The organism is Mesorhizobium sp. M1328 (assembly GCF_040318075.1).
In the GTDB taxonomy this organism is placed as follows: Bacteria; Pseudomonadota; Alphaproteobacteria; order Rhizobiales; family Rhizobiaceae; genus Mesorhizobium.
This window is the reverse complement of sequence record NZ_JAMYLO010000001.1, coordinates 509,139-527,559: the sequence shown is the minus strand read 5'-3', so window position 1 is coordinate 527,559 and position 18,421 is coordinate 509,139. Positions and strand designations below refer to the sequence as shown.

Below are 18,421 nucleotides of genomic sequence, written 5' to 3'. Positions count from 1 at the left end.
CGACGATCGCCAGGACAGCTGGTGTGCGCATGACCGGGCGCGCTACGCCAAGTTCCATCATCATTGTCGGTGGCGGCGCCAGCGGCGTCGTGCTTGCCGCGCATCTGCTGAAGTCGCCCAATCCCGATCTCCGCGTCAGCCTGATCGAAAAACGCCCGCATTTCGGGCAAGGCATGGCCTATTCAACGCTGCTGTCGGCGCATGTGCTGAATGTCAGCGCGGCCGGCATGAGCGCTTATGCGGACGATCCCGGCAATTTCTCGCGCTGGCTGCTTGGACGCGGCCTGGCGACGCCAGAGCAGGCGCCGGTCTACGCGCCGCGCAGCGTCTACGCCCGCTATCTCAAGGAGCTGCTCGACGAGCTCGAGGCGCGTGAGCAGCAGACGGGCCGGCTACGCCTGATCCGCGAGGAGAGCCTGTCGATCTCGCCGACCGCGTCAGGCGTCGAAGTGGCGCTGGCCAACGGCACCAGCGTGGTTGCGCACCTTGCCGTGCTCGCCACCGGCCATGACGAGGAGCCGGGCGCCGGTCAGGGCCACGCGATCAGGATGGGCTCGGAGGCCGACACCGCGCTCGACCCCGAAGCCCCAGTCCTGGTGCTGGGCACCGGTCTGAGCATGGTCGATGCCTTCCTGTCGCTCGAGCAGCGCGGTCATCGCGGCGCGATCGTCGCGGTGTCGCGGCGCGGCCTGCTGCCGTCACCGCATCGCAAGGGCAATCCGATCAAGCTCGACGTCGCCGACATTCCGCTCGGCACCCAGCTTTCCTATTTCGTCGGCTGGTTCCGCGACCTGATCCGGGAAAACCAGAAGGCCGGCATCGACTGGCGCGACGTGGTCGACGGTCTGAGACCCTTCAACCAGAAGATCTGGCAGAACTGGCCGTCCTCGGCCAAGCGCCGCTTCGTCGAACACACCAAGGCGTGGTGGGACATCCACCGCCATCGCATGGCGCCTGAAGTCTACGCCCGCGTTGCCGAGGCGGTGCAAGCGGGCCGCATCCGCCTTGTCGCCGGGCGCGTCGTTGACATCGCCGCCGGCGACGGCTTCAGCGTCCAGGTCCAGTCGCGTCACACGCAGCAGCTCGAAAGGTTCGACGTCGTGCGCATCTATGATTGCACAGGCATAGCCAGGGACATCTCGACCACCTCGAACAGCGTGGTACGGTCGCTGGTCGACCGTGGGCTGGCAAGGCCGGATCCGCTGCGGCTCGGCCTCGATGTAACCGCCAACTGCGAGGTCATCGCCAGCGACGGCACTGTATCGGCCAAGATCCTCGCCGTCGGGCCACTGACGCGCGGCACTTTCTTCGAAATCGACGCCATTCCCGATATTCGCGTACAGTGCGCACGGCTCAGCAAGCGATGGCTCGGATGAGAATCTCTTTGTCTTGACGCAATTCCGGATGCAACACCGCCGCCGTTGGGTGAAAAGATCTCGACCGCATAACCTCGCTCGGTGAAGGCGAACCAGGGATGCGTGAGCTCGCTCCACCAAAAGCCGACCGGCCAGCCTCTGGTGGTCGAGACAGCCGGGTTGGCGATGACGATCGCCACCCGTTTCGGCTGTTTCGCGTTGACCGGATTGGCGTCGCGTACGCTCATCTCCGTTCTCCTCCATGAATTTTATAGCCGGCCAGACAGCAGGCCGCGACCCTGGCCAGATGACCGGGCAAATTCTGCTTCCGTCGCCACCGTGCCTTGCCTACCATGGCGCATGACCCAACGCGGAAGACTCTACGGCTGCCCGGTCGAGTTCGCGCTCGACGCGCTCGGCGGCAAATGGAAGACAGTGATCCTGGCGCGCATCAAGGAACAGCCGATGCGCTATTCCGAACTGCGCCGGCTGATCCCCTCGCTCTCCGACAAGATGCTGACGCAACGCCTGGCCGAGCTTGTCGAGATCGGCTTCGTCACGCTCGAGACGTCGCCGGACGGCAAGGGACGCTACGCCTTGACCGGGCGCGGTGAAGATCTCGCCGCCGCGCTCCAGGCGCTCTACGACTGGGGCAGCGTGCATGGCCGCGCCGAAGGTGTGCGTTTTCGTACCGACAGCGCAGCCACCACCTAGATCAATTCCGGGAAAGCGCGAAGCGGTTTTCCGTCCGCAATTGCGTATTGCGTGAAGACAAAGCGATGGAGCGGTTCGGCGTTTCCGTGAAACGGTGGATCGCTCTGGCAAGCCGATTGTCCTCAACCCGCACCGGCAAGCGCGCTGCAGAAGCTTGCGACATCGGTGACAACGGCTTCGCCGAGGAAGCGCAGCGTCGCCGTCGAGCGGTCGCGCGCTTCGCGGTTGCCGAAGCCACAGGCATCCTCGATTACCATGGCGACAAAGCCATTGTCGGTCGCCTGGCGAACGGTCGGCTCGATGCCGATCTCCATGGCAATGCCTGCGAGCGCTATCGTGCGCACGCCGCAATCGCGCAAGGCAAAGCCGAGCGCGGTGGAATCGAAGGCCGACATCGTGAGCTTGTCGAACACCGCCTCGTCCGCGCGGGGTTCCAGCTCGGGCACGATCCGCGTCGCTTCGGCGTCGCGCGGGAACCACGGCTCAACCATGTCGGGGCTGTCGCGCCGCTGCCAGGCCATGGCGGTGCGCAGCTGCGTCGCGCCCATCCATTTGCGCGGCAGCGACAGATGGCGCGTGAACGCCACCCGCATTCCGGCCACGCGCGCCGCTTCCAGCACCGTGCCGGTGCGCTCGATGATGGTGGCGGCGCCGGCCACCTGGCGGCAGATGCCGATCTGCATGTCGTAGACCACCAGCGCGGTACGGCGCGGATCGCACCACTCAGCCAGGCTGGCCGGGATTTCGATCCCGTCGCTCGACCGGATCATGCTGCAGTCCGGTCCCACGGCTTGGCGATGTCGACGGTCGGGTCGAACAGGAATTCCAGCGGCAATGGCGCGTCGAAGGCGATGAAGTGCCATTCCAGCAGCCCGGCCTTGGACAGCGGGAAGTCCTCGGTGTAGCGCCGCGCTTCCGCAACGCTGTCGAGCTCGAAGACGATGATGACGCCGCCAATATCGCCGCGCGCATAATTCTCGCGCACGATCCCCGCCTTCCAGAGCCGCCAGACGTTCGACACTTCGTCGCGCAGATAAGGCCGCAGGTCGTCGAGCGTGACGCCGGGCCTGAAATTGTCATAGGCAAGAATCTTCATCGGCCGTTCCTTGCATTGCTGTTCGCCCAGCGCCGGGTAGCATGGCTGAATCGGCGGCGGCAACGAACGAGATGGTGCGTTGAAACGGCCGCACGATTGCCGTTCTGTGCCGCGCGATCCCTATGGGCGGCCGGGCGGCCGCGGGATAATTTTTGCTGAAGAGGAGGAAAAGCGCGGTGACCATCGAAAGGCTGAACCCCGAGGGCATGCACAGCAATCCGGCCTATTCGCAAGGCGTGTCGCTACCGGCATCCGCGCGCATCGTGCTGGTCGGCGGCCAGAATGGCGTCGACGCGCAAGGGCGGATCGTCGCCAGGGACGATCTCGCTGCACAGACCGCTCAGGCGCTTTCCAACCTGGCAAAGGTGCTCGAAGCCGGTAGGGCAAAGCCTGAAGACCTCATCAGCCTCTCGGTCTATATCGCCGGCGACCTGGACATAGGGCCGGCCTTCGGCGCCTGGATGGCCTTCTGGGCAAACCGTGGCGCGCCGCCGATCATCAAGGTGCTGCGCGTCGCTGGCCTCGGCAATCCGGATTTTCTGATCGAGATGGAAGCCCAGGCGGCGATCGCCTGAGCCCTAAACAGGTTCTGCAAATCTTTTGCCCTGCCTGGAGGCCGGCGAAGCTTTTGCGAAATTCCATTCCCCTGCTGGCGGCCGGATTGGCACGATCTATCTTCTTTCCAACTGCAAACGGCTGGAAAAGACGGTAGGTTGCCGTCTTCCAGGGCGGTTGCTCATTCTGGCAACGGAGCATCTGACATGAGCAAGCACAAGATCGTGGCACCGGACGATGCATCGTCCCGCCTGCGCCCGCCCTATGCCTCGGTTCTCGACCTGATCGGGCAGACGCCGGTCGTCGAGCTGACCAAATTCGACATCGGCAAGTGCCGGCTGTTCATCAAGCTCGAAAGCCAGAATCCCGGCGGCTCGATCAAGGACCGCATCGCGCTGTCGATGATTGCCGCCGCCGAAAAACAGGGCAGACTGAAGCCCGGCGGCACCATCGTCGAGGCGACCGCCGGCAATACCGGTCTTGGCCTCGCCCAGGTCGGTATCCCGAAGGGCTACCGCATCATCCTCGTCGTGCCCGACAAGATGTCGCGCGAAAAAATCCAGCATCTGCGCGCGCTCGGCGCGGAAGTGCGCATGACGCGTTCCGACGTCGGCAAGGGCCACGCCGAATATTACCAGGACATGGCCGAAAAGATCGCCGCCGAGCTGCCCGGCGCCTTCTATGCCAACCAGTTTGCCAACCCGGCCAATCCGCACGCCCACGAAACCACGACCGGGCCGGAAATCTTTCAACAGCTCGGAGGCGATGTCGATGCGGTGGTCGTCGGCGTCGGCTCCGGCGGCACGCTGACCGGGCTCGGCCGCTACTTTGCGAAAGTCTCGCCGAAGACCGAGATGATTTTGGCCGATCCGGTCGGCTCGGTGCTGGCGCCGCTGATCAAGACCGGCAAGATGGTAGAGGCCGGAAGCTGGACCGTCGAAGGCATCGGCGAGGATTTCGTGCCGCCCAATGCCGATCTGTCGCTGGTCAGGAAGGCCTATTCCATTCCCGACAAGCAGAGCATGCTTGCGGTACGCGACCTGCTTTCCAAGGAAGGCATTCTCGCCGGCTCGTCGTCCGGCACGCTGCTTTCGGCGGCACTCCGCTATTGCCGCGAGCAGACCGTGCCGAAGCGCGTCGTTACCTTCGTCTGCGACAGCGGCAACAAGTACCTGTCGAAAGTCTTCGACGATTTCTGGCTGGTCGAGCAGGGCCTGGCCGAGCAGGAGCAGCATGGCGATCTGCGCGACCTGGTCATGCGCACGCTTCGCACCGGCGATGTCGTGTCGGTCGGCCCCGACGAAAGCCTGCTCAACGCCTATGGCCGCATGCGCCGCTCGGATGTCTCGCAACTGCCGGTGCTGGACGACGGCAAGCTCGTCGGCATCATCGACGAAAGCGATATCCTCGCCAAGGTCGAAGGCCCCTATGACAGCCGCTGGGACCGCTTCAAGGCCCCGGTCAGGACGGCCATGACCTCTAACCTGCACACGCTGCAGGCCAGCCAGACGCTGGACGCGCTGCTGCCGGTGTTCGACCGCAACGAGGTTGCCATCGTCTTCGATGGCGACGAATTTATTGGCCTGATAACCCGCATCGACCTGATCAACCATCTGAGGCGCGCCCGATGACCGTCAAAGCCACCGTATCGGGCAAAAACCGCCTCGCCTTCTCGACCCGCACCATCCATGGCGGCCAGAGCCACGACCCGACGACGGGCGCGGTGATGGTACCGATCTATGCCACCTCGACCTACGGCCAGCAGAGCCCGGGCGTGCACAAGGGTTTTGAATATGCCCGCAGCCAGAACCCGACCCGCTTCGCCTTCGAGCGCGCGGTGGCCGACCTCGAAAGCGGCGCAGCCGCCTTCGCCTTCGCTTCGGGGCTGGCAGCGATCGCAACCATTTTCGAACTGCTCGATTCAGGCGCGCATATCGTCGCCACCGACGACATCTATGGCGGCACGTTCCGATTGCTGGAACGGGTGCGCAAGCGCTCGGCCAACCTCCAGGTCGACTTCGTCGACTTCACCGATCTTGCCGCGGTCGAGGCGGCGATCCGCCCGGAGACCAAGCTGCTTTGGGTCGAGACGCCGACCAATCCGCTGCTGCGCGTCGTCGATCTCGAAGGCGTCGCCGCACTGGCCAGACGGAAGGGCGTGATGTCGGTGGCCGACAACACTTTTTGCAGCCCCTATCTGCAGCGGCCGCTGGAGCTCGGCATCGATATCGTTGTTCACTCGACGACGAAATACCTCAACGGCCATTCCGACATGGTCGGCGGCGTCGCCGTGGTCGGCGACAATAAGGATCTCACTGAGCGGCTAAAATTCCTGCAGAACGCCATCGGCGCCATTTCAGGGCCGTTCGACAGTTTCCTGGCGCTGCGCGGACTGAAGACGCTGGCGCTGAGGATGGAGCGTCATTCGTCGAACGGCCAGAAGATTGCGCACTGGCTGGAAAGCCGCCCCGACATCCGCCGTGTTATCTATCCCGGCCTGCCCAGCCACCCGCAGCACGCCATCGCCAGGCGGCAGATGCACGCCTTCGGCGGCATGATCACGGTCGAGCTCGACCGCGACCTCGCCGGCACCAAACGCTTCCTCGAACACACGCAGCTGTTCACGCTGGCCGAAAGCCTCGGCGGCGTCGAAAGCCTGATCGAGCACCCGGCACTGATGACGCACGGCTCGATCCCGGCGAAAAAACGCGCCGAGATCGGGATATCCGATTCGCTGGTGCGGTTGTCGGCCGGGATCGAGGACGGCGACGATCTGATCGCGGATCTGGATCAGGCGTTGGCGAGTTGAGGGGGAGCAGTCGTGTCGGAGGACTCGTGCTGAGACGGACAATTGCCAATGTCGGCGCCGCCCCTCACCTGCCTGCCGGCATCCTCTCCCCGTATAGCGACGGGGAGAGGGACGCCTTTGCCTGTGGTTTCGCAAGTCTTCTGCGCAGCAGAACTAGCGCCGAGGTCGCGACGGCCCCTTTCTCCCCGTCACTATACGGGGAGAAATGCCCGGCAGGGCAATGAGGGGCGGTGCCATCCGTCCCGCAATGTAATTGACTAAGTGGCATCTGGCAGAATTGTAATGCACACCATGAACAACCGACAACGCAACCAACCGACGGCAAACGACACCCCGCTCACCTTCGCCATCCTGGTCTTCCCCGGCTTTCCGATGATGGCGTTCAGCTCGGTGATCGAGCCGCTGCGCGCCGCCAACGTGCTGGCCAAGCGGGACTGCTATCGCTGGATCATCGTCGGCGCCACCGAAGGTCCGGTGGAGGCCTCGAACGGCGTCGTCATCCAGCCCGGCTTTGCCGCCCATGACGCGCCGAAGGTCGATCGCGTCGTCGTCTGCTCGGGCGGCGATGCCGATCATCTCGTCGCGCAAGATGCCGTGAGCTGGATCCGCAAGAGCCTGCGCGGCGGCGCCCATATCGGTGCGGTGGCTGACGCGGCGTTCTTTCTCGCCCGCGCGGGCCTGCTCGACGGTCATGCCTGCACCTTGCACTGGACCAGCCAGGCGGCTTTCATCGAAGCGTTTCCGGATATCGAGCTGAGGCGCGATCTCTATGTCATCGACCGCAAGCGCTTCACTTCGGCCGGTGGCGTCGGCAGCCTCGACATGATGCTGGAGATCATCACCAGCGATTATGGCGCCGAACTTGCCGCCGGCGTCGCCGAATGGTTCGTGCACAGCCCGCTGCGCTCCAGCGTCGACCGCAAGCTGATGCCGCTGCGCCTACGCACCGGCGTGCAGAACGAATTGGTGCTGTCGGCCATCGCCATCATGGAGGATGCGGTGGAGGAGCGGCTCGGCATGGCGGAACTGGCGGGGCGGCTTGGTGTCTCCTCCGACAAGCTCGAACGCAATTTCCGCTCCGAACTCAGCATCTCGCCCAACGGCTATTACCGCCGCCTGCGGTTGAAGCGCGCCGCCGACCTCCTGGCGCATTCGACGCTGATGGTGCGCGACGTCGCGCTGGCCTGTGGCTTTGCTTCGATGTCGAGCTTTGCCCGGGCGTTCCGGGAGGAGCACGGCCACGCGCCGAAGGTGTTGCGGCGGCATTAGGGGCGTCTGCAAGGCGCAAACCTCGGAGATTAGCCGAACCACCCTTCCGCTTCGTCATCCCAGGGCGGAGCAAGGAGCGAAGCGACGCGGCGCAGACCCTGGGATCCATGCCGTTCCCTCGCGGCAGTGCTCCAGCGGGACCAGAACCGAGTTCTTCTTCGCACCGATGGGCCGAGCCTGGGATGATGCGGAGGCCAAGATCATTGGTGGCACCGATGCAGATCGGGCCGCGCTTCTGGCTTGCAGTCATGTAGGCATAGCCGATCCATGGTGGAAGGGTAGCTGGCGCCGTTGCGGATACAAGCGCCCCTTCTGAGCCGCTGCATTCCTCGGCTGATGTAACGGCATGGATCCCAGGGTCTCCGCGACGTCGCTTCGCTCCTGCTCCGCCCTGGGATGACGAAAGTGTGGTGGCTTACGGCTAATCACCGAGGCTGCCGACAAGCTCCTGCGGCATTCAGCACGACATCTGCGGGATTCCGCATAAGCTCTTGGCGCCGCGCCGCTATGTTCAGGGCCTTCCAGGAGGCACCCATGAGCATCGTCGTTTTTGACCCCGACAGCACCGAGGATGTCGACTTCAAGGACCGCATGCGCCATCCGGCTGCGGCCGATCCGGCCGGCGGCATGTGGTTGTCGGATACCGAGCCGTCCTTCATCGACGCCGACGCGCTGCGCAAGGGCCGGCTGGCCAGGCTGCGCGCCTGGATGCGCGAGGCCGGCTATGGCGGCGTGGTTTTGTTCGACCCCTACAACCAGCGCTACGCCACCGGCTCCCGCAACATGTTCGGCTATTTCCTGCGCAACTCGACCCGCTACTTCTTCATCCCGACAGAAGGGCCGATCGTGTTGTTCGAATATCCGCAGAGCTACCATGTCTCGATGGTGCTCGACACGATCGACGAGGCGCGGCCGTCCAAGCTGGTCTGGTCTTCAGTGTCGGGCCGTGACGACGAAACCGCCGGCCCGTTCGCCGATGAGATCGCCGAATTGCTCAAGGCGCATGGCGGCGGCTCGATGAAACTCGGGCTCGACCGCTGCAGCCATCTGCAGGCACTGGCGCTGGAAAAGCGCGGCTGCGACGTCCGCGATTGCCAGGGCGAGGTTTTGGCGGTGCGCGCGGTTAAGACGCCTGAGGAAGTAAAATGCCTGCAGGTGTCGATGGCTGGCGCCGAGGCTGCGGTCTATGCGGTGCGCGAGGCGATCAAGCCCGGCGTTTCCGAAAACGAGCTGTTCGCCATCATGTATGGTGAGGTGATCCGGCAAGGCGGCGAGTTCATCGAAACCCGGCTGCTGACCTCGGGCCAGCGCACCAATCCGTGGTTCAACGAGGCGAGCGGCCGCAAGATCAGGCCGGGCGAACTCTTGGCGCTCGATACCGACACGATCGGCTGCTACGGCTACTATTCGGACTTTTCGCGCACCTTCCGTTGCGGCCCGGGCAAGCCGACGGATTACCAGAAATCGCTCTACCGCATGGCGCACGACCAGGTTCAGCACAATATCTCGATCGTCAGACCCGGCATGGCGTTTCGCAAGATTGCCGAAAAGGCCTGGAAGATCCCGGACCGCTTCGTCGACCAGCGCTATACCTCGGTCATGCACGGCGTCGGCATGCATGGCGAGACGCCGTTCATCGCACATGCCATGGATTATGAAACCTATGGCCGCGACGGTGTCATCGTGCCCGGCATGGTGGTCAGCGTCGAAAGCTATATAGGCGAGAAGGGCGGCCGCGAGGGCGTCAAGCTGGAGGACGAGATCCTGATCACCGAGACCGGCACCGAGCTCCTGTCGCGCTTTCCCTATGAGGACGATTTCCTGGAGAAGCAGGTTTGACGCTCGTACTTTGGCGACTGTCGGAAACACCGTTCGCTTCGTCATCCTGGGGCGGAGCAAGGAGCGCAGCGACGCGGCGCAGACCCCAGGATCCATGCCGTGACTTCAGAGCGCTGCTGCCGTGCAGAATTCTGCTCCGCTGCACTCTTCGGCTAAGGTCACGGCATGGATCCCAGGGTCTCCGCGACGGAGCTTCGCTCCTGCTTCGCCCTGGGATGACGAAGCTGGCTAGGAGTCAGCCAATCTCCACGGCTTGCGGTAGCCCACGGAAAGGAACAGCGTTGGCCGGGAAGGCAGGCGTATCCGCATGAAAAGCCCGATCTCGATCAAGCGCGGCAAGGTGGCGGCGGTGTTCATCGATCTCCAGGAGGAGCATCGGCGGGACAAGCGCTATCTGGTCGAAGGCTATGGCGACATCCTCGCCAACGTCCAGCGGCTGCAGGAGGCGGCGCGGGCCAACAATGTGCCCCTTTACCACTGGGCCTATATCGTCGATCTCGCCACGGCGCGGCCGTTCCACCCGGTCGAGGCCAACGGCAAGTCGGCGTTTTCCGACAAGGACGATCCGCTGACTGCAATCTGCGCGGAAGTGGGCCCGGCGCCGGGCGAGACGATGCTGGTCAAGACCGACGCCAGCGCCTTCCGCGCAGGGCCTGCCGCCCAGCGGCTGAAGGCCGAGGGCATCGAGTGGCTGGTCGTTGCCGGCGTCTGGACCGAGGCCTGCATCGACGCCACCGTCAAGGATGCGGTGGCGCTCGGGTTTCGCGTGCTCTTGGTCAAGGATGCCTGCGGCAGCGGCAGCACGGCGATGCACCAGACGGCCATTCTCAATCTCGCCAACCGGCTCTATGGCGGCGCCGTCACCACCACCGACGGCGCCTGCCGGCTGCTGGCCGGCGAGACGGTCGAAGCCTGGCAGGTCGAGGGCTCGGTGCCGCTGCGCTTCAGCTATGAAAATGCTGCCCGGCTCTACGGCGAGCTCTGAGCGGGATCGCGCAGCGATGATCACCGAGGCCGATCGACCCGAAACGAGAGAGCGCGGAAAATACCAAACGCTGCTCGATTTGGAGCTGTGGGCCCATATCGACCGGGTCAACGAGTGGTATCCGCCCGAGATCGTCTACATGCCAATCGACAGGCAGCGGGCGGTCTATGATGCCATGTGCCGGGCGTTTCGCGAGCAATATCCGCCCCGTGTCAAGGCAAACGACAGCAGCGTCGGCGACCGTGCGATCCCCGTGCGGCGCTACCAGTTGGCGGGAACGGCGCCGCAGGCAGCGGTCGTCTATTATCACGGCGGCGGCTTCGTCCTTGGCGGGCTCGACAGCCATGACGACATCTGCGCCGAGATATGCGCCGGCACCGGATTTGCCGTGCTGTCCGTCGATTACCGGCTGGCGCCCGAGCATCTGCATCCGGCGGCTTTCGACGATGCGCTGGCGGTATTCGAATGGGCTGCGGCGACGACGGAACTGCCCATCGTGCTCTGCGGCGAAAGCGCCGGCGGCAACCTGGCCGCTGCGGTGGCACAGGCGACACGCCGCCATCCTCGCCATGCGATCGGCCAGGTGCTGATCTATCCCGAGCTCGGCGGTGACGAGCTAGACGGCCCAGAGCTGGATGGCAAAGCGCGCACCGGCTCCTATATCGAGCACGCCGAGGCGCCACTGCTGACATTGCGCGACGTCGAATTCTATCGCCATGTCCGCGCAGGCCCGGCGCAGTCGCCGGACGACCCGACATTTTCGCCGCTCGGCGATAGCGACTTCTCCGGCCTGCCGCCGACGGCCATCATCACTGCCGAATGCGACCCGCTGTCGTCGGACGGCCAGGGCTATCGCGACCGCATCCTTGCCGCCGGCGGCATGGCATGGTGGCGCGAAGAACCGCGCCTGGTGCACAGCTTCCTGCGCGCCCGCAAGACCGTGCCGCGCGCCGGCGAGGCCTTCGAGCGCATAATCGCGGCAATAGCCGCGCTGGGCGGGGTGACTGGCCGGAGTGACGCGGAGCGTCCTCCAAGCTCCACTGTCGCGGAACAGCGCACAACAACTGCGGAAACCCGAACACTGCTTCGGTCAGGCCAGCCCTATCATCACACCACGTAAGGAGCCCGCATCCGCGATGCGCCGGCCCGACAGGGAGGATTTACGATGAAGTTCATGCTGACCGACCGGAAATTGCATCCGCAGGCCGAGCCCGTCGCCGACGGCTTCAAGAAAGGCCAGATGAACCGGCGCGAATATCTCGCCACCATGGCCGCGTTCGGCGTCAGTGCGGCCGGCGCGCTGGCGCTTGGCGGGCTTGCGCCGTCGCCGGCCAGGGCCGAGGAGCCGAAGCGCGGCGGCGTTCTGCGCGTCGCCATGAACGTCAAGGGCTGGAAGGATCCGCGCACCTTCGACGGCGTCGAGATGTCCAACGTCGCCCGCCAGTGCAACGAATATCTGGTGCGCTGGAGCCGCGACTTCACCTTCGAGCCCTGGCTGCTCGAGAGCTGGGAGACCAGCGACGACGCCCGCGTGATCACGCTGCATGTCCGCAAGGGCATCACCTGGTCGAACGGCGACACCTTCAATGCCGACGATGTCATTCACAATCTGACGCGCTGGTGCGATGCGTCCGTCGCCGGCAATTCGGTCGCCGCGCGCATGGGCGCACTGGTCAACGCCGATACCAAGAAGGCCGTCGACGGCGGCATCGAGCGCGTCGACGATTTCACCGTCCGGCTCAATTTGCCTAAGCCCGACATTTCGCTGATCGCCGGCATGGCCGACTATCCGGCGCTGATCATGCACCGCAGCTATGAAGGCGACGGCGATCCGCTGAAGGCATTGGCGATCACTACCGGGCCTTGCGAACTCGTCGCATGGGACGCCGAGGTCGGCGCCGAAGTCCGCCGCAAGGACAAGCCATGGTGGAAGGGCGAGTTCTATCTCGACGGCATCAAATGGGTCGACTACGGCTCCGATCCCAACGCCATGCTGTCGGCATTCGAATCGGGCGAGGTCGACACCGACCACGAAACCGCCTCCGACACGGTTGCGCAGACCGACTCCATGGGCCTGAGCAATTCGGAAATCGCCACCGGCTCGACCATCGTCGCGCGTTTCAACATCGGCAACCCGCCCTATGACGACATCAAGGTGCGGCGCGCCGCACAACTGGCTGTCGACAACGCCGCGGTGCTGAAGATCGGCATGGACAACCGCGGCAAGCCTGCCGAGAACCATCCTGTCGGGCCGATGCATCCCGAATATGCCGATATCGGCCCGGCCGTCCGCAACACCGATCAAGCCAAGGCCCTGCTCGCCGAGGCCGGCAAGGCCGACCACGAATACGAACTCATCTCGGTCGACGTCGACTGGCAGAAGAGCACCGGCGACGCCATCGCCGCGCAGATGCGCGAGGCAGGGCTGAAGATCAAGCGCACAGTGCTGCCGGCCGCGACCTTCTGGAACGATTGGAGCAAATATCCCTTCTCCTGCACGGAATGGCTCGGCCGGCCGCTGGGCGTGCAGGTGCTGGCGCTCGCTTATAAGTCTGGCGCCGCCTGGAACGAGAGCGCCTATGCCGATCCGGAATTCGACAGTCTGCTCGACAAGGCGCTGGCGATGCCCGACCCCGGCGCCCGCAAAGAGCTCATGGCCAAGATCGAACAGAATTTGCGCGATTCCGGCGTCATCATCCAGCCCTACTGGCGCTCGGTCTATCGCACCTATCGCAAGGGCGTGCATGGCTGCGAGCAACACCAGTCGCTCGAGCAGCATTTCGAGAAGGTCTGGCTTGACGCGTGAGCTTTGTCGCAGGTTCGATCGGTCGGCATCGGGGCGAGGAACCCACGCTGGAATGAAGCCGCGTCGTCGATCTTCGCGCCACACGGATCAGCCGGCGACGCCAGCCTTCGAAATCTCTCCTCCGAGCCGCACTGTTTCCTGAATCAGCAGGTCCAGATCGTTGCGCCGGGTGCGGTGGTTGTTGATCGCCACCCTGAGGCAATGCTGGCCATGCACCGTCGTGTCGGAAATGGCGGCGATGCCTTCTTCCTGCAGCCTCAGCATGATCTCGGTATTGAGCGCTTTCAGGCGCTCAGCGTCCAACCCATCGGCGCGGTAGCGAAAGCAGACGATGTTGATGTTCACCGGCGCCACCAGTTCGAGCGCCGGTTCGGCCTCGATCAGCGCACCGAGATAATGCCCTTGCGCGATGTTCTGGTCGATCAGCCGGCCGAATTTTTCGATGCCGTGCTCCCGCAGTGCCATCCACACCTTCAGCGCGCGAAAACCGCGTGACGTCTGCAGGCCGTAATCGTGCAGCCATTGGCCGGAGGCCAGGCCGCGCGGCGTCGATTCCAGATATTCCGGCGTCACCGCGAACGTGCCGCGATGCGCGGAGGCATCCCGGATCAGCGCGCAGCCGACCTCGAAGGGCGCGTGCAGCCATTTATGCGGATCGAGCGCGATCGAGTGGGCGTGCTCGATGCCGGCAACGCGATGCGAATTGTCCGGCGCAATCGCAAGCAGAGCGCCGATGCAGCCGTCGACGTGAAACCACAGATCTTCTTTTGCCGCCAGGTCAGCCAGCGCTTGCAGATCGTCGATTGCGCCGGTGTTCACCGTGCCGGCCGTACCGATTACGCAGGCCGGCTTGAAGCCGGCGTCGCGATCCTCGGCGATCGCCTCCCGCAATGCAGCGATATCGATCCGCAGCCCGGCATCGCTCGGGATGCGACGCAGCGCCCGGTTGCCGAGGCCGAGCGCCTCCATCGCCTTGCGGTGACAGGAATGAAGTTGGTCGGAGCCGTAGAAGCGCAGCGGCTTGTCGATGCCGGCAACGCCATGCTCGCGTATGTCGATACCCGCTGTGGCGTTGCGCGCCACGGTCAGCCCGATGATGTTGGCCATCGAGCCGCCGCTGACCAGCGTACCGCTGGCCGATTGCGGAAAGCCCATCATTTCCTTGCACCAGTCGACGACCTGGTTGTCCATCAACGCGGCGGCATGGTTGCCGCCGCCGAGGTTGGAGCCTTGGATCGCTGCCAGGAAATCGCCGAGCGCGCCGGTGAAATTGCTCGAGCCCATATACCAGGACCAGAAGCGCGGATGGATGTTGCCCATCGCATAGGGCATCAAGCTCCTGGTGACGTCGCCATAGATTTCTGCTAGGGGCGCCGGCGAACGCGGCAGCGGCGATGTGAAGAAGGTCCTCACATCAACCGGCATCTCCTGCCACACCGGACGCTCTCTGACATCGCGCAGGTAAGCGACGGCATCGTCGACGATCCGATGCGACAAGACCTGCACGTCGGCCCAGTTCGAGGGGTCAAGCGTTTCCTCGGTGGCCGTGACGGCCAGTCCAGGCTTCGTGTCCATGCAGGCCGCTCCCGATGCGCCGCCGTCACGCCGGAAACTGGCAGCCGGGCGTCGACTGCGAAAGCGCAGTCTCCTCGGCGTCCATCTCCGCTTCGATGCCGTCGAACAGCGGCGTCGTCATGTAGCGCTCGCCGGTGTCGGGCAGCATGCACAGGATCACCGACCCGGGCGCCGCCTTTTCCGCGATCTGCCGCGCGACAGCAAATGTCGCTCCGCCGGAGATGCCGGTGAAAATGCCTTCCTTCTGCGCCAGCGCCTTGGCCCATTTCGTGCCTTCGGGCCCGGCAATAGGCACCACCTCGTCATAGAGGCCGGCGTCGATCGCCTCCTGCAGCACGTCCGGAATGAAGTCGGGCGTCCAGCCCTGGATCGGATGCGGCTCGAACGCCGGATGGCTTGCGGCAGGCGCGCCGCCGGTGCCGCGCTGCTGCGGCTTGCCGCTGCCGATCAGCTGCGCATTGGCCGGTTCGGCGAGCACGATCCGGGTCTCCGGCCGCTCGCGGCGCAGCACGCGTCCGACGCCGGCGACGGTGCCGCCCGTGCCGTACCCGGTGACGAAGCAGTCGAGCCGCGAGCCGGCGAAATCGTTGATGATCTCGCGCGCCGTCGTCGCTTCGTGAATGGCGGCATTGGCCTTGGTCTCGAACTGGCGGGCAAGGAACCAGCCATTGGCTTCGGCGAGCTCCACTGCCTTCTTGTACATGCCAAAACCCTTCTGTGCGCGCGGCGTCAGCACCACCTTGGCGCCCAGCATGCGCATCAGCCTGCGGCGTTCGATGGAAAAACTGTCGGCCATCGTCACCACCAGCGGATAGCCCTTCTGGGCGCAGACCATGGCAAGGCCGATGCCGGTGTTGCCGCTGGTCGCCTCGACGACGGTCTGGCCCGGCTTCAAGGCGCCGCTGCGCTCGCCCTCCTCGATGATGTTGAGCGCCAGCCTGTCCTTTACCGAGGCGGCGGGATTGAAGAACTCGGCCTTCACATAGATCGTGGCATGGTCCGGTCCGAGATTATTGATGCGGATCGCCGGCGTATCGCCGACCGTGTCGAGAATGCTGTCGAACAGACGGCCGCGCCCGGCGGTGGTTCTGATTTTCTGTTGATGCAACACGTCGATCTCCTCGCTTTGTCGTTGTCTCTTGTGGTCACGGGCCGGTTACAGACCGGTGGCTTGGGCGGCGAGGTTTCGAGACCTTGCCGCGCTACATTTGCCTCCCGGCAATGCCAGCATCCGGCGCGGGAATTCGCTGCCGGATGCACCGTGTCGCGTTTGGTGATAAAACAAAGGCCGACTGGCCAGCGTGGGAGCAGGCGTGGAAACGTACGTGGAATCCGCCCGATCGAGCCTCGGCGGCGAGATGGCCGGTCTTTCCGTGCGTCTGCTCGGACTGCTGACGATTATCCGCAACGGCACCTTCGTCGAGCTTCCGAAGTCGCGCAAACTGTGTGCGCTGCTCGCCTATCTGGCGCTGGCGCCGCATCCGGTCGGCCGCAGCCGCCTCTGCGAGCTTTTGTGGGATGTGCCGAACGACCCGCGCGGCGAGCTTCGCTGGTGCCTGAGCAAGCTTAGAGGCATCCTCGATGAACCGCATCATCGCAGGGTCGAGACACCAGGCGACACGATCGCGCTTGATCTGAGAGGTGCTTCCGTCGACGCTGTCGACATAGCCTCGGCCGCCGCCAAGGGCGTTGAGACGCTCGATCTAGAGCGGCTGCGGGCTCTTTCCGGAATGTTTGCCGGCGACTTTCTCGATGGGCTGGAGATCGACCGCAGCCCGCATTTCAACAGCTGGCTGAACGCTCAGCGCCGCCGCTTCAGCTCTTGGCACGCCGCCATCCTGGAACGCCTCGTCAACAAGCTTCCGGCGGATGCCGACGAAATGTCTTCGCATCTGGACAAATGGCTGGAACTCGCTCCGTTCGACGGGCGCGCACATGTGGCTCTTCTGACCAGGCTGGCGCAGCGCGGCCAGTTTGACGCGGGCGAGGAACATCTCGCTTCCGCGGCGCAGCTGTTTGCTTCGGAGGATCTGGATTTCGGAGCCGTTCGTGAGGCATGGCGGACGATCCGCGGCGAACGACCTGCAGCAACGCTCTGGGCCCGACCTTCAGTCGTACCCGCGGCACCGCACGCGTCAATTATGCTTTCCCGTTCCGATACCGCTGCGTCACAGAAGGCTTCGCTCGCGGTGATGCCGTTTGCCGAAGAGGCGGCTGTCGGCGGCCCGCGCGGTGGATTGGCCGACGGCCTCACCCACGACATCATCACCCGCCTGGCCAAGCTCAGGGATTTCTTCGTCATCGCGCGCGGTTCGGTGTTTGCGCTCGCCGAAAGAAACATTGCGCCGGAAGATGCCGGCCGGCGGCTCAACGTCGACTATGTCGCCGCCGGCACGGTGCGCGGCCAGGCGGGCCGCGTCATCGTCGCGGTCGAGCTGGTCGAAGTGCGCACGGCCAGGATCGTCTGGGCCGAGACGTTCGAGCGCAAGCCGGACGACATCTTTGCCGTGCTCGACGACATCGGCAACAGCATCGTCTCGTCGATCTCGACCGAGATCGAGACCGTCGAGCGCAATCGCGCCGTGCTGAAGGCGCCCAATTCGCTGAACGCCTGGGAAGCCTACCACCGCGGCCTCTGGCACATGTATCGCTTCACCCGCACGGAAAACGAGCAGGCCCGGCATTTCTTCGACATAGCCTTGAAGCTCGATCCGACCTTCGCCCGCGCCTATGCCGGGCTCTCCTTCACCCATTGGCAAAATGCCTTCCAGCGCTGGGGCGACCGCGACCAGGAAAGCGCCCTGGCCTTCGAGGCAGCCGGCCAGAGCCTGCTCGTCGACGATCACAATCCGGCCGCTCACTGGGCCATGGGGCGGGCGCTGTGGCTGCGCGGCGAGCAGGACGGCTCCCTCATCGAGCTGGAACGCGCCGTAGACCTCAGCCCGAATTTCGCGCTCGGCCACTATGCGCTCTCGTTCGTCCATTCGCAGTCCGGCGATCCGCAGGCCGCGATCGGCTCGTCTGACCATTCCAGGCATCTGAGTCCCTTCGATCCGCTGCTGTTCGGCATGCTGGGCGCCAGGGCGATGTCGCATGTCCGGCTCGGCCAGTTCGACGAGGCCGCCGAATGGGCGCTGAAAGCAGCCGCGCGTCCTAACGCCCATGCCATCATCCTGGCGATTGCCGCGCATTGCCTTGCGCTGGCAGGACGGCTGGAGGAGGCACGAAGTTTCGCCGCTGCGCTGCGCAAGATGCTGCCGAACTACTGCGCCGACGATTTCATCGGCACCTTCCGCTTCGAGCCGGACGCCGAGGCGCTGTTCCGGCAAGGCGCCAAGCGGATCGGGCTGGGGTGAGGCCGCGCCGTTAGCCAGGTTCTCCAAACCGCTCATCGCTGCTGGCCGCCCCAAACATCGTC

At 64.6% G+C, this 18,421-nt stretch carries 14 protein-coding genes and 1 pseudogene; 11 read left to right on the top strand and 4 right to left on the bottom strand.

Annotated elements, in window-relative coordinates:
• The first annotated feature begins 29 nt into the window (after positions 1 to 29).
• Complete coding sequence (locus NKH23_RS02605; RefSeq protein ID WP_352913126.1) at positions 30 to 1,376, top strand: FAD/NAD(P)-binding protein; 1,347 nt, start codon at positions 30 to 32, stop codon at positions 1,374 to 1,376.
• A 339-nt stretch (positions 1,377 to 1,715) separates the two neighbouring features.
• Positions 1,716 to 2,069, top strand: coding sequence for a winged helix-turn-helix transcriptional regulator (locus tag NKH23_RS02600; RefSeq protein ID WP_352869700.1), 354 nt, complete (start codon positions 1,716 to 1,718; stop codon positions 2,067 to 2,069).
• 122 nt (positions 2,070 to 2,191) lie between these two features.
• On the opposite strand, the gene NKH23_RS02595 is transcribed toward NKH23_RS02600, so the two are convergent.
• The gene (locus NKH23_RS02595) at positions 2,192 to 2,839 is read right to left on the bottom strand and encodes a cysteine hydrolase family protein (RefSeq protein ID WP_352977022.1); all 648 of its coding nucleotides are present in this window, start codon (positions 2,837 to 2,839) and stop codon (positions 2,192 to 2,194) included.
• Positions 2,836 to 3,165, bottom strand: a complete 330-nt coding sequence (locus tag NKH23_RS02590) for a hypothetical protein (RefSeq protein ID WP_023675896.1) — start codon at positions 3,163 to 3,165, stop codon at positions 2,836 to 2,838. Before NKH23_RS02590 ends, NKH23_RS02595 begins: the two co-directional genes overlap by 4 nt.
• A 176-nt stretch (positions 3,166 to 3,341) precedes the next feature.
• Between NKH23_RS02590 and NKH23_RS02585 the strand changes: the two genes are divergently transcribed.
• From NKH23_RS02585 to NKH23_RS02550, 8 genes and pseudogenes are all read left to right on the top strand, one after another.
• On the top strand, positions 3,342 to 3,740 hold the full coding sequence (locus tag NKH23_RS02585) for a RidA family protein (RefSeq protein WP_352913131.1): 399 nt from the start codon (positions 3,342 to 3,344) through the stop codon (positions 3,738 to 3,740).
• A gap of 186 nt (positions 3,741 to 3,926) precedes the next feature.
• Positions 3,927 to 5,351 carry a pyridoxal-phosphate dependent enzyme gene (locus NKH23_RS02580; protein WP_352715942.1) on the top strand — a complete coding sequence of 475 codons (1,425 nt, stop codon included), beginning with the start codon at positions 3,927 to 3,929 and terminating at the stop codon, positions 5,349 to 5,351.
• Complete coding sequence (locus NKH23_RS02575) at positions 5,348 to 6,529, top strand: cystathionine gamma-synthase (protein WP_352913133.1); 1,182 nt, start codon at positions 5,348 to 5,350, stop codon at positions 6,527 to 6,529. The genes NKH23_RS02580 and NKH23_RS02575 overlap by 4 nt, the downstream gene beginning before the upstream one ends.
• Before the next feature lie 291 nt (positions 6,530 to 6,820).
• Positions 6,821 to 7,798, top strand: a complete 978-nt coding sequence (locus NKH23_RS02570; RefSeq protein WP_352913190.1) for a GlxA family transcriptional regulator — start codon at positions 6,821 to 6,823, stop codon at positions 7,796 to 7,798.
• A 534-nt stretch (positions 7,799 to 8,332) separates the two neighbouring features.
• Entirely contained in the window at positions 8,333 to 9,637 is a 1,305-nt protein-coding gene (locus tag NKH23_RS02565) for a M24 family metallopeptidase (RefSeq protein ID WP_353034196.1), read from the top strand.
• 307 nt (positions 9,638 to 9,944) lie between these two features.
• Complete coding sequence (locus NKH23_RS02560; protein ID WP_352913134.1) at positions 9,945 to 10,622, top strand: isochorismatase family protein; 678 nt, start codon at positions 9,945 to 9,947, stop codon at positions 10,620 to 10,622.
• A gap of 16 nt (positions 10,623 to 10,638) precedes the next feature.
• Positions 10,639 to 11,639: pseudogene (locus NKH23_RS02555) on the top strand (alpha/beta hydrolase).
• A gap of 148 nt (positions 11,640 to 11,787) precedes the next feature.
• Positions 11,788 to 13,428 (top strand): ABC transporter substrate-binding protein, encoded by a 1,641-nt coding sequence (locus tag NKH23_RS02550; protein WP_353034194.1) that lies wholly within the window; start codon positions 11,788 to 11,790, stop codon positions 13,426 to 13,428.
• Between the two features lie 87 nt (positions 13,429 to 13,515).
• Here NKH23_RS02550 and NKH23_RS02545 read toward each other — a convergent pair whose 3' ends face one another.
• Together NKH23_RS02545 and NKH23_RS02540 are read right to left on the bottom strand one after the other, a co-directional pair.
• Positions 13,516 to 15,003 (bottom strand): pyridoxal phosphate-dependent decarboxylase family protein, encoded by a 1,488-nt coding sequence (locus NKH23_RS02545; protein WP_352977020.1) that lies wholly within the window; start codon positions 15,001 to 15,003, stop codon positions 13,516 to 13,518.
• A 25-nt stretch (positions 15,004 to 15,028) separates the two neighbouring features.
• A complete protein-coding gene (locus NKH23_RS02540; protein ID WP_352913140.1) occupies positions 15,029 to 16,114 on the bottom strand; it encodes a PLP-dependent cysteine synthase family protein in 1,086 nt (361 codons plus the stop codon).
• Positions 16,115 to 16,361: 247 nt separating this feature from the next.
• Between NKH23_RS02540 and NKH23_RS02535 the strand changes: the two genes are divergently transcribed.
• Positions 16,362 to 18,359 (top strand): transcriptional regulator, encoded by a 1,998-nt coding sequence (locus NKH23_RS02535; protein WP_352913191.1) that lies wholly within the window; start codon positions 16,362 to 16,364, stop codon positions 18,357 to 18,359.
• The last annotated feature ends 62 nt before the right edge of the window (positions 18,360 to 18,421 follow it).

Coding starts and splice junctions, on each gene's coding strand:
- NKH23_RS02605 (WP_352913126.1), top strand. CDS start 30: ATGACCGGGCGCGCTACGCCAAGTTCCATCATCATTGTCGGTGGCGGC.
- NKH23_RS02600 (WP_352869700.1), top strand. CDS start 1,716: ATGACCCAACGCGGAAGACTCTACGGCTGCCCGGTCGAGTTCGCGCTC.
- NKH23_RS02595 (WP_352977022.1), bottom strand. CDS start 2,839: ATGATCCGGTCGAGCGACGGGATCGAAATCCCGGCCAGCCTGGCTGAG.
- NKH23_RS02590 (WP_023675896.1), bottom strand. CDS start 3,165: ATGAAGATTCTTGCCTATGACAATTTCAGGCCCGGCGTCACGCTCGAC.
- NKH23_RS02580 (WP_352715942.1), top strand. CDS start 3,927: ATGAGCAAGCACAAGATCGTGGCACCGGACGATGCATCGTCCCGCCTG.
- NKH23_RS02575 (WP_352913133.1), top strand. CDS start 5,348: ATGACCGTCAAAGCCACCGTATCGGGCAAAAACCGCCTCGCCTTCTCG.
- NKH23_RS02570 (WP_352913190.1), top strand. CDS start 6,821: ATGAACAACCGACAACGCAACCAACCGACGGCAAACGACACCCCGCTC.
- NKH23_RS02565 (WP_353034196.1), top strand. CDS start 8,333: ATGAGCATCGTCGTTTTTGACCCCGACAGCACCGAGGATGTCGACTTC.
- NKH23_RS02560 (WP_352913134.1), top strand. CDS start 9,945: ATGAAAAGCCCGATCTCGATCAAGCGCGGCAAGGTGGCGGCGGTGTTC.
- NKH23_RS02550 (WP_353034194.1), top strand. CDS start 11,788: ATGAAGTTCATGCTGACCGACCGGAAATTGCATCCGCAGGCCGAGCCC.
- NKH23_RS02545 (WP_352977020.1), bottom strand. CDS start 15,003: ATGGACACGAAGCCTGGACTGGCCGTCACGGCCACCGAGGAAACGCTT.
- NKH23_RS02535 (WP_352913191.1), top strand. CDS start 16,362: ATGGCCGGTCTTTCCGTGCGTCTGCTCGGACTGCTGACGATTATCCGC.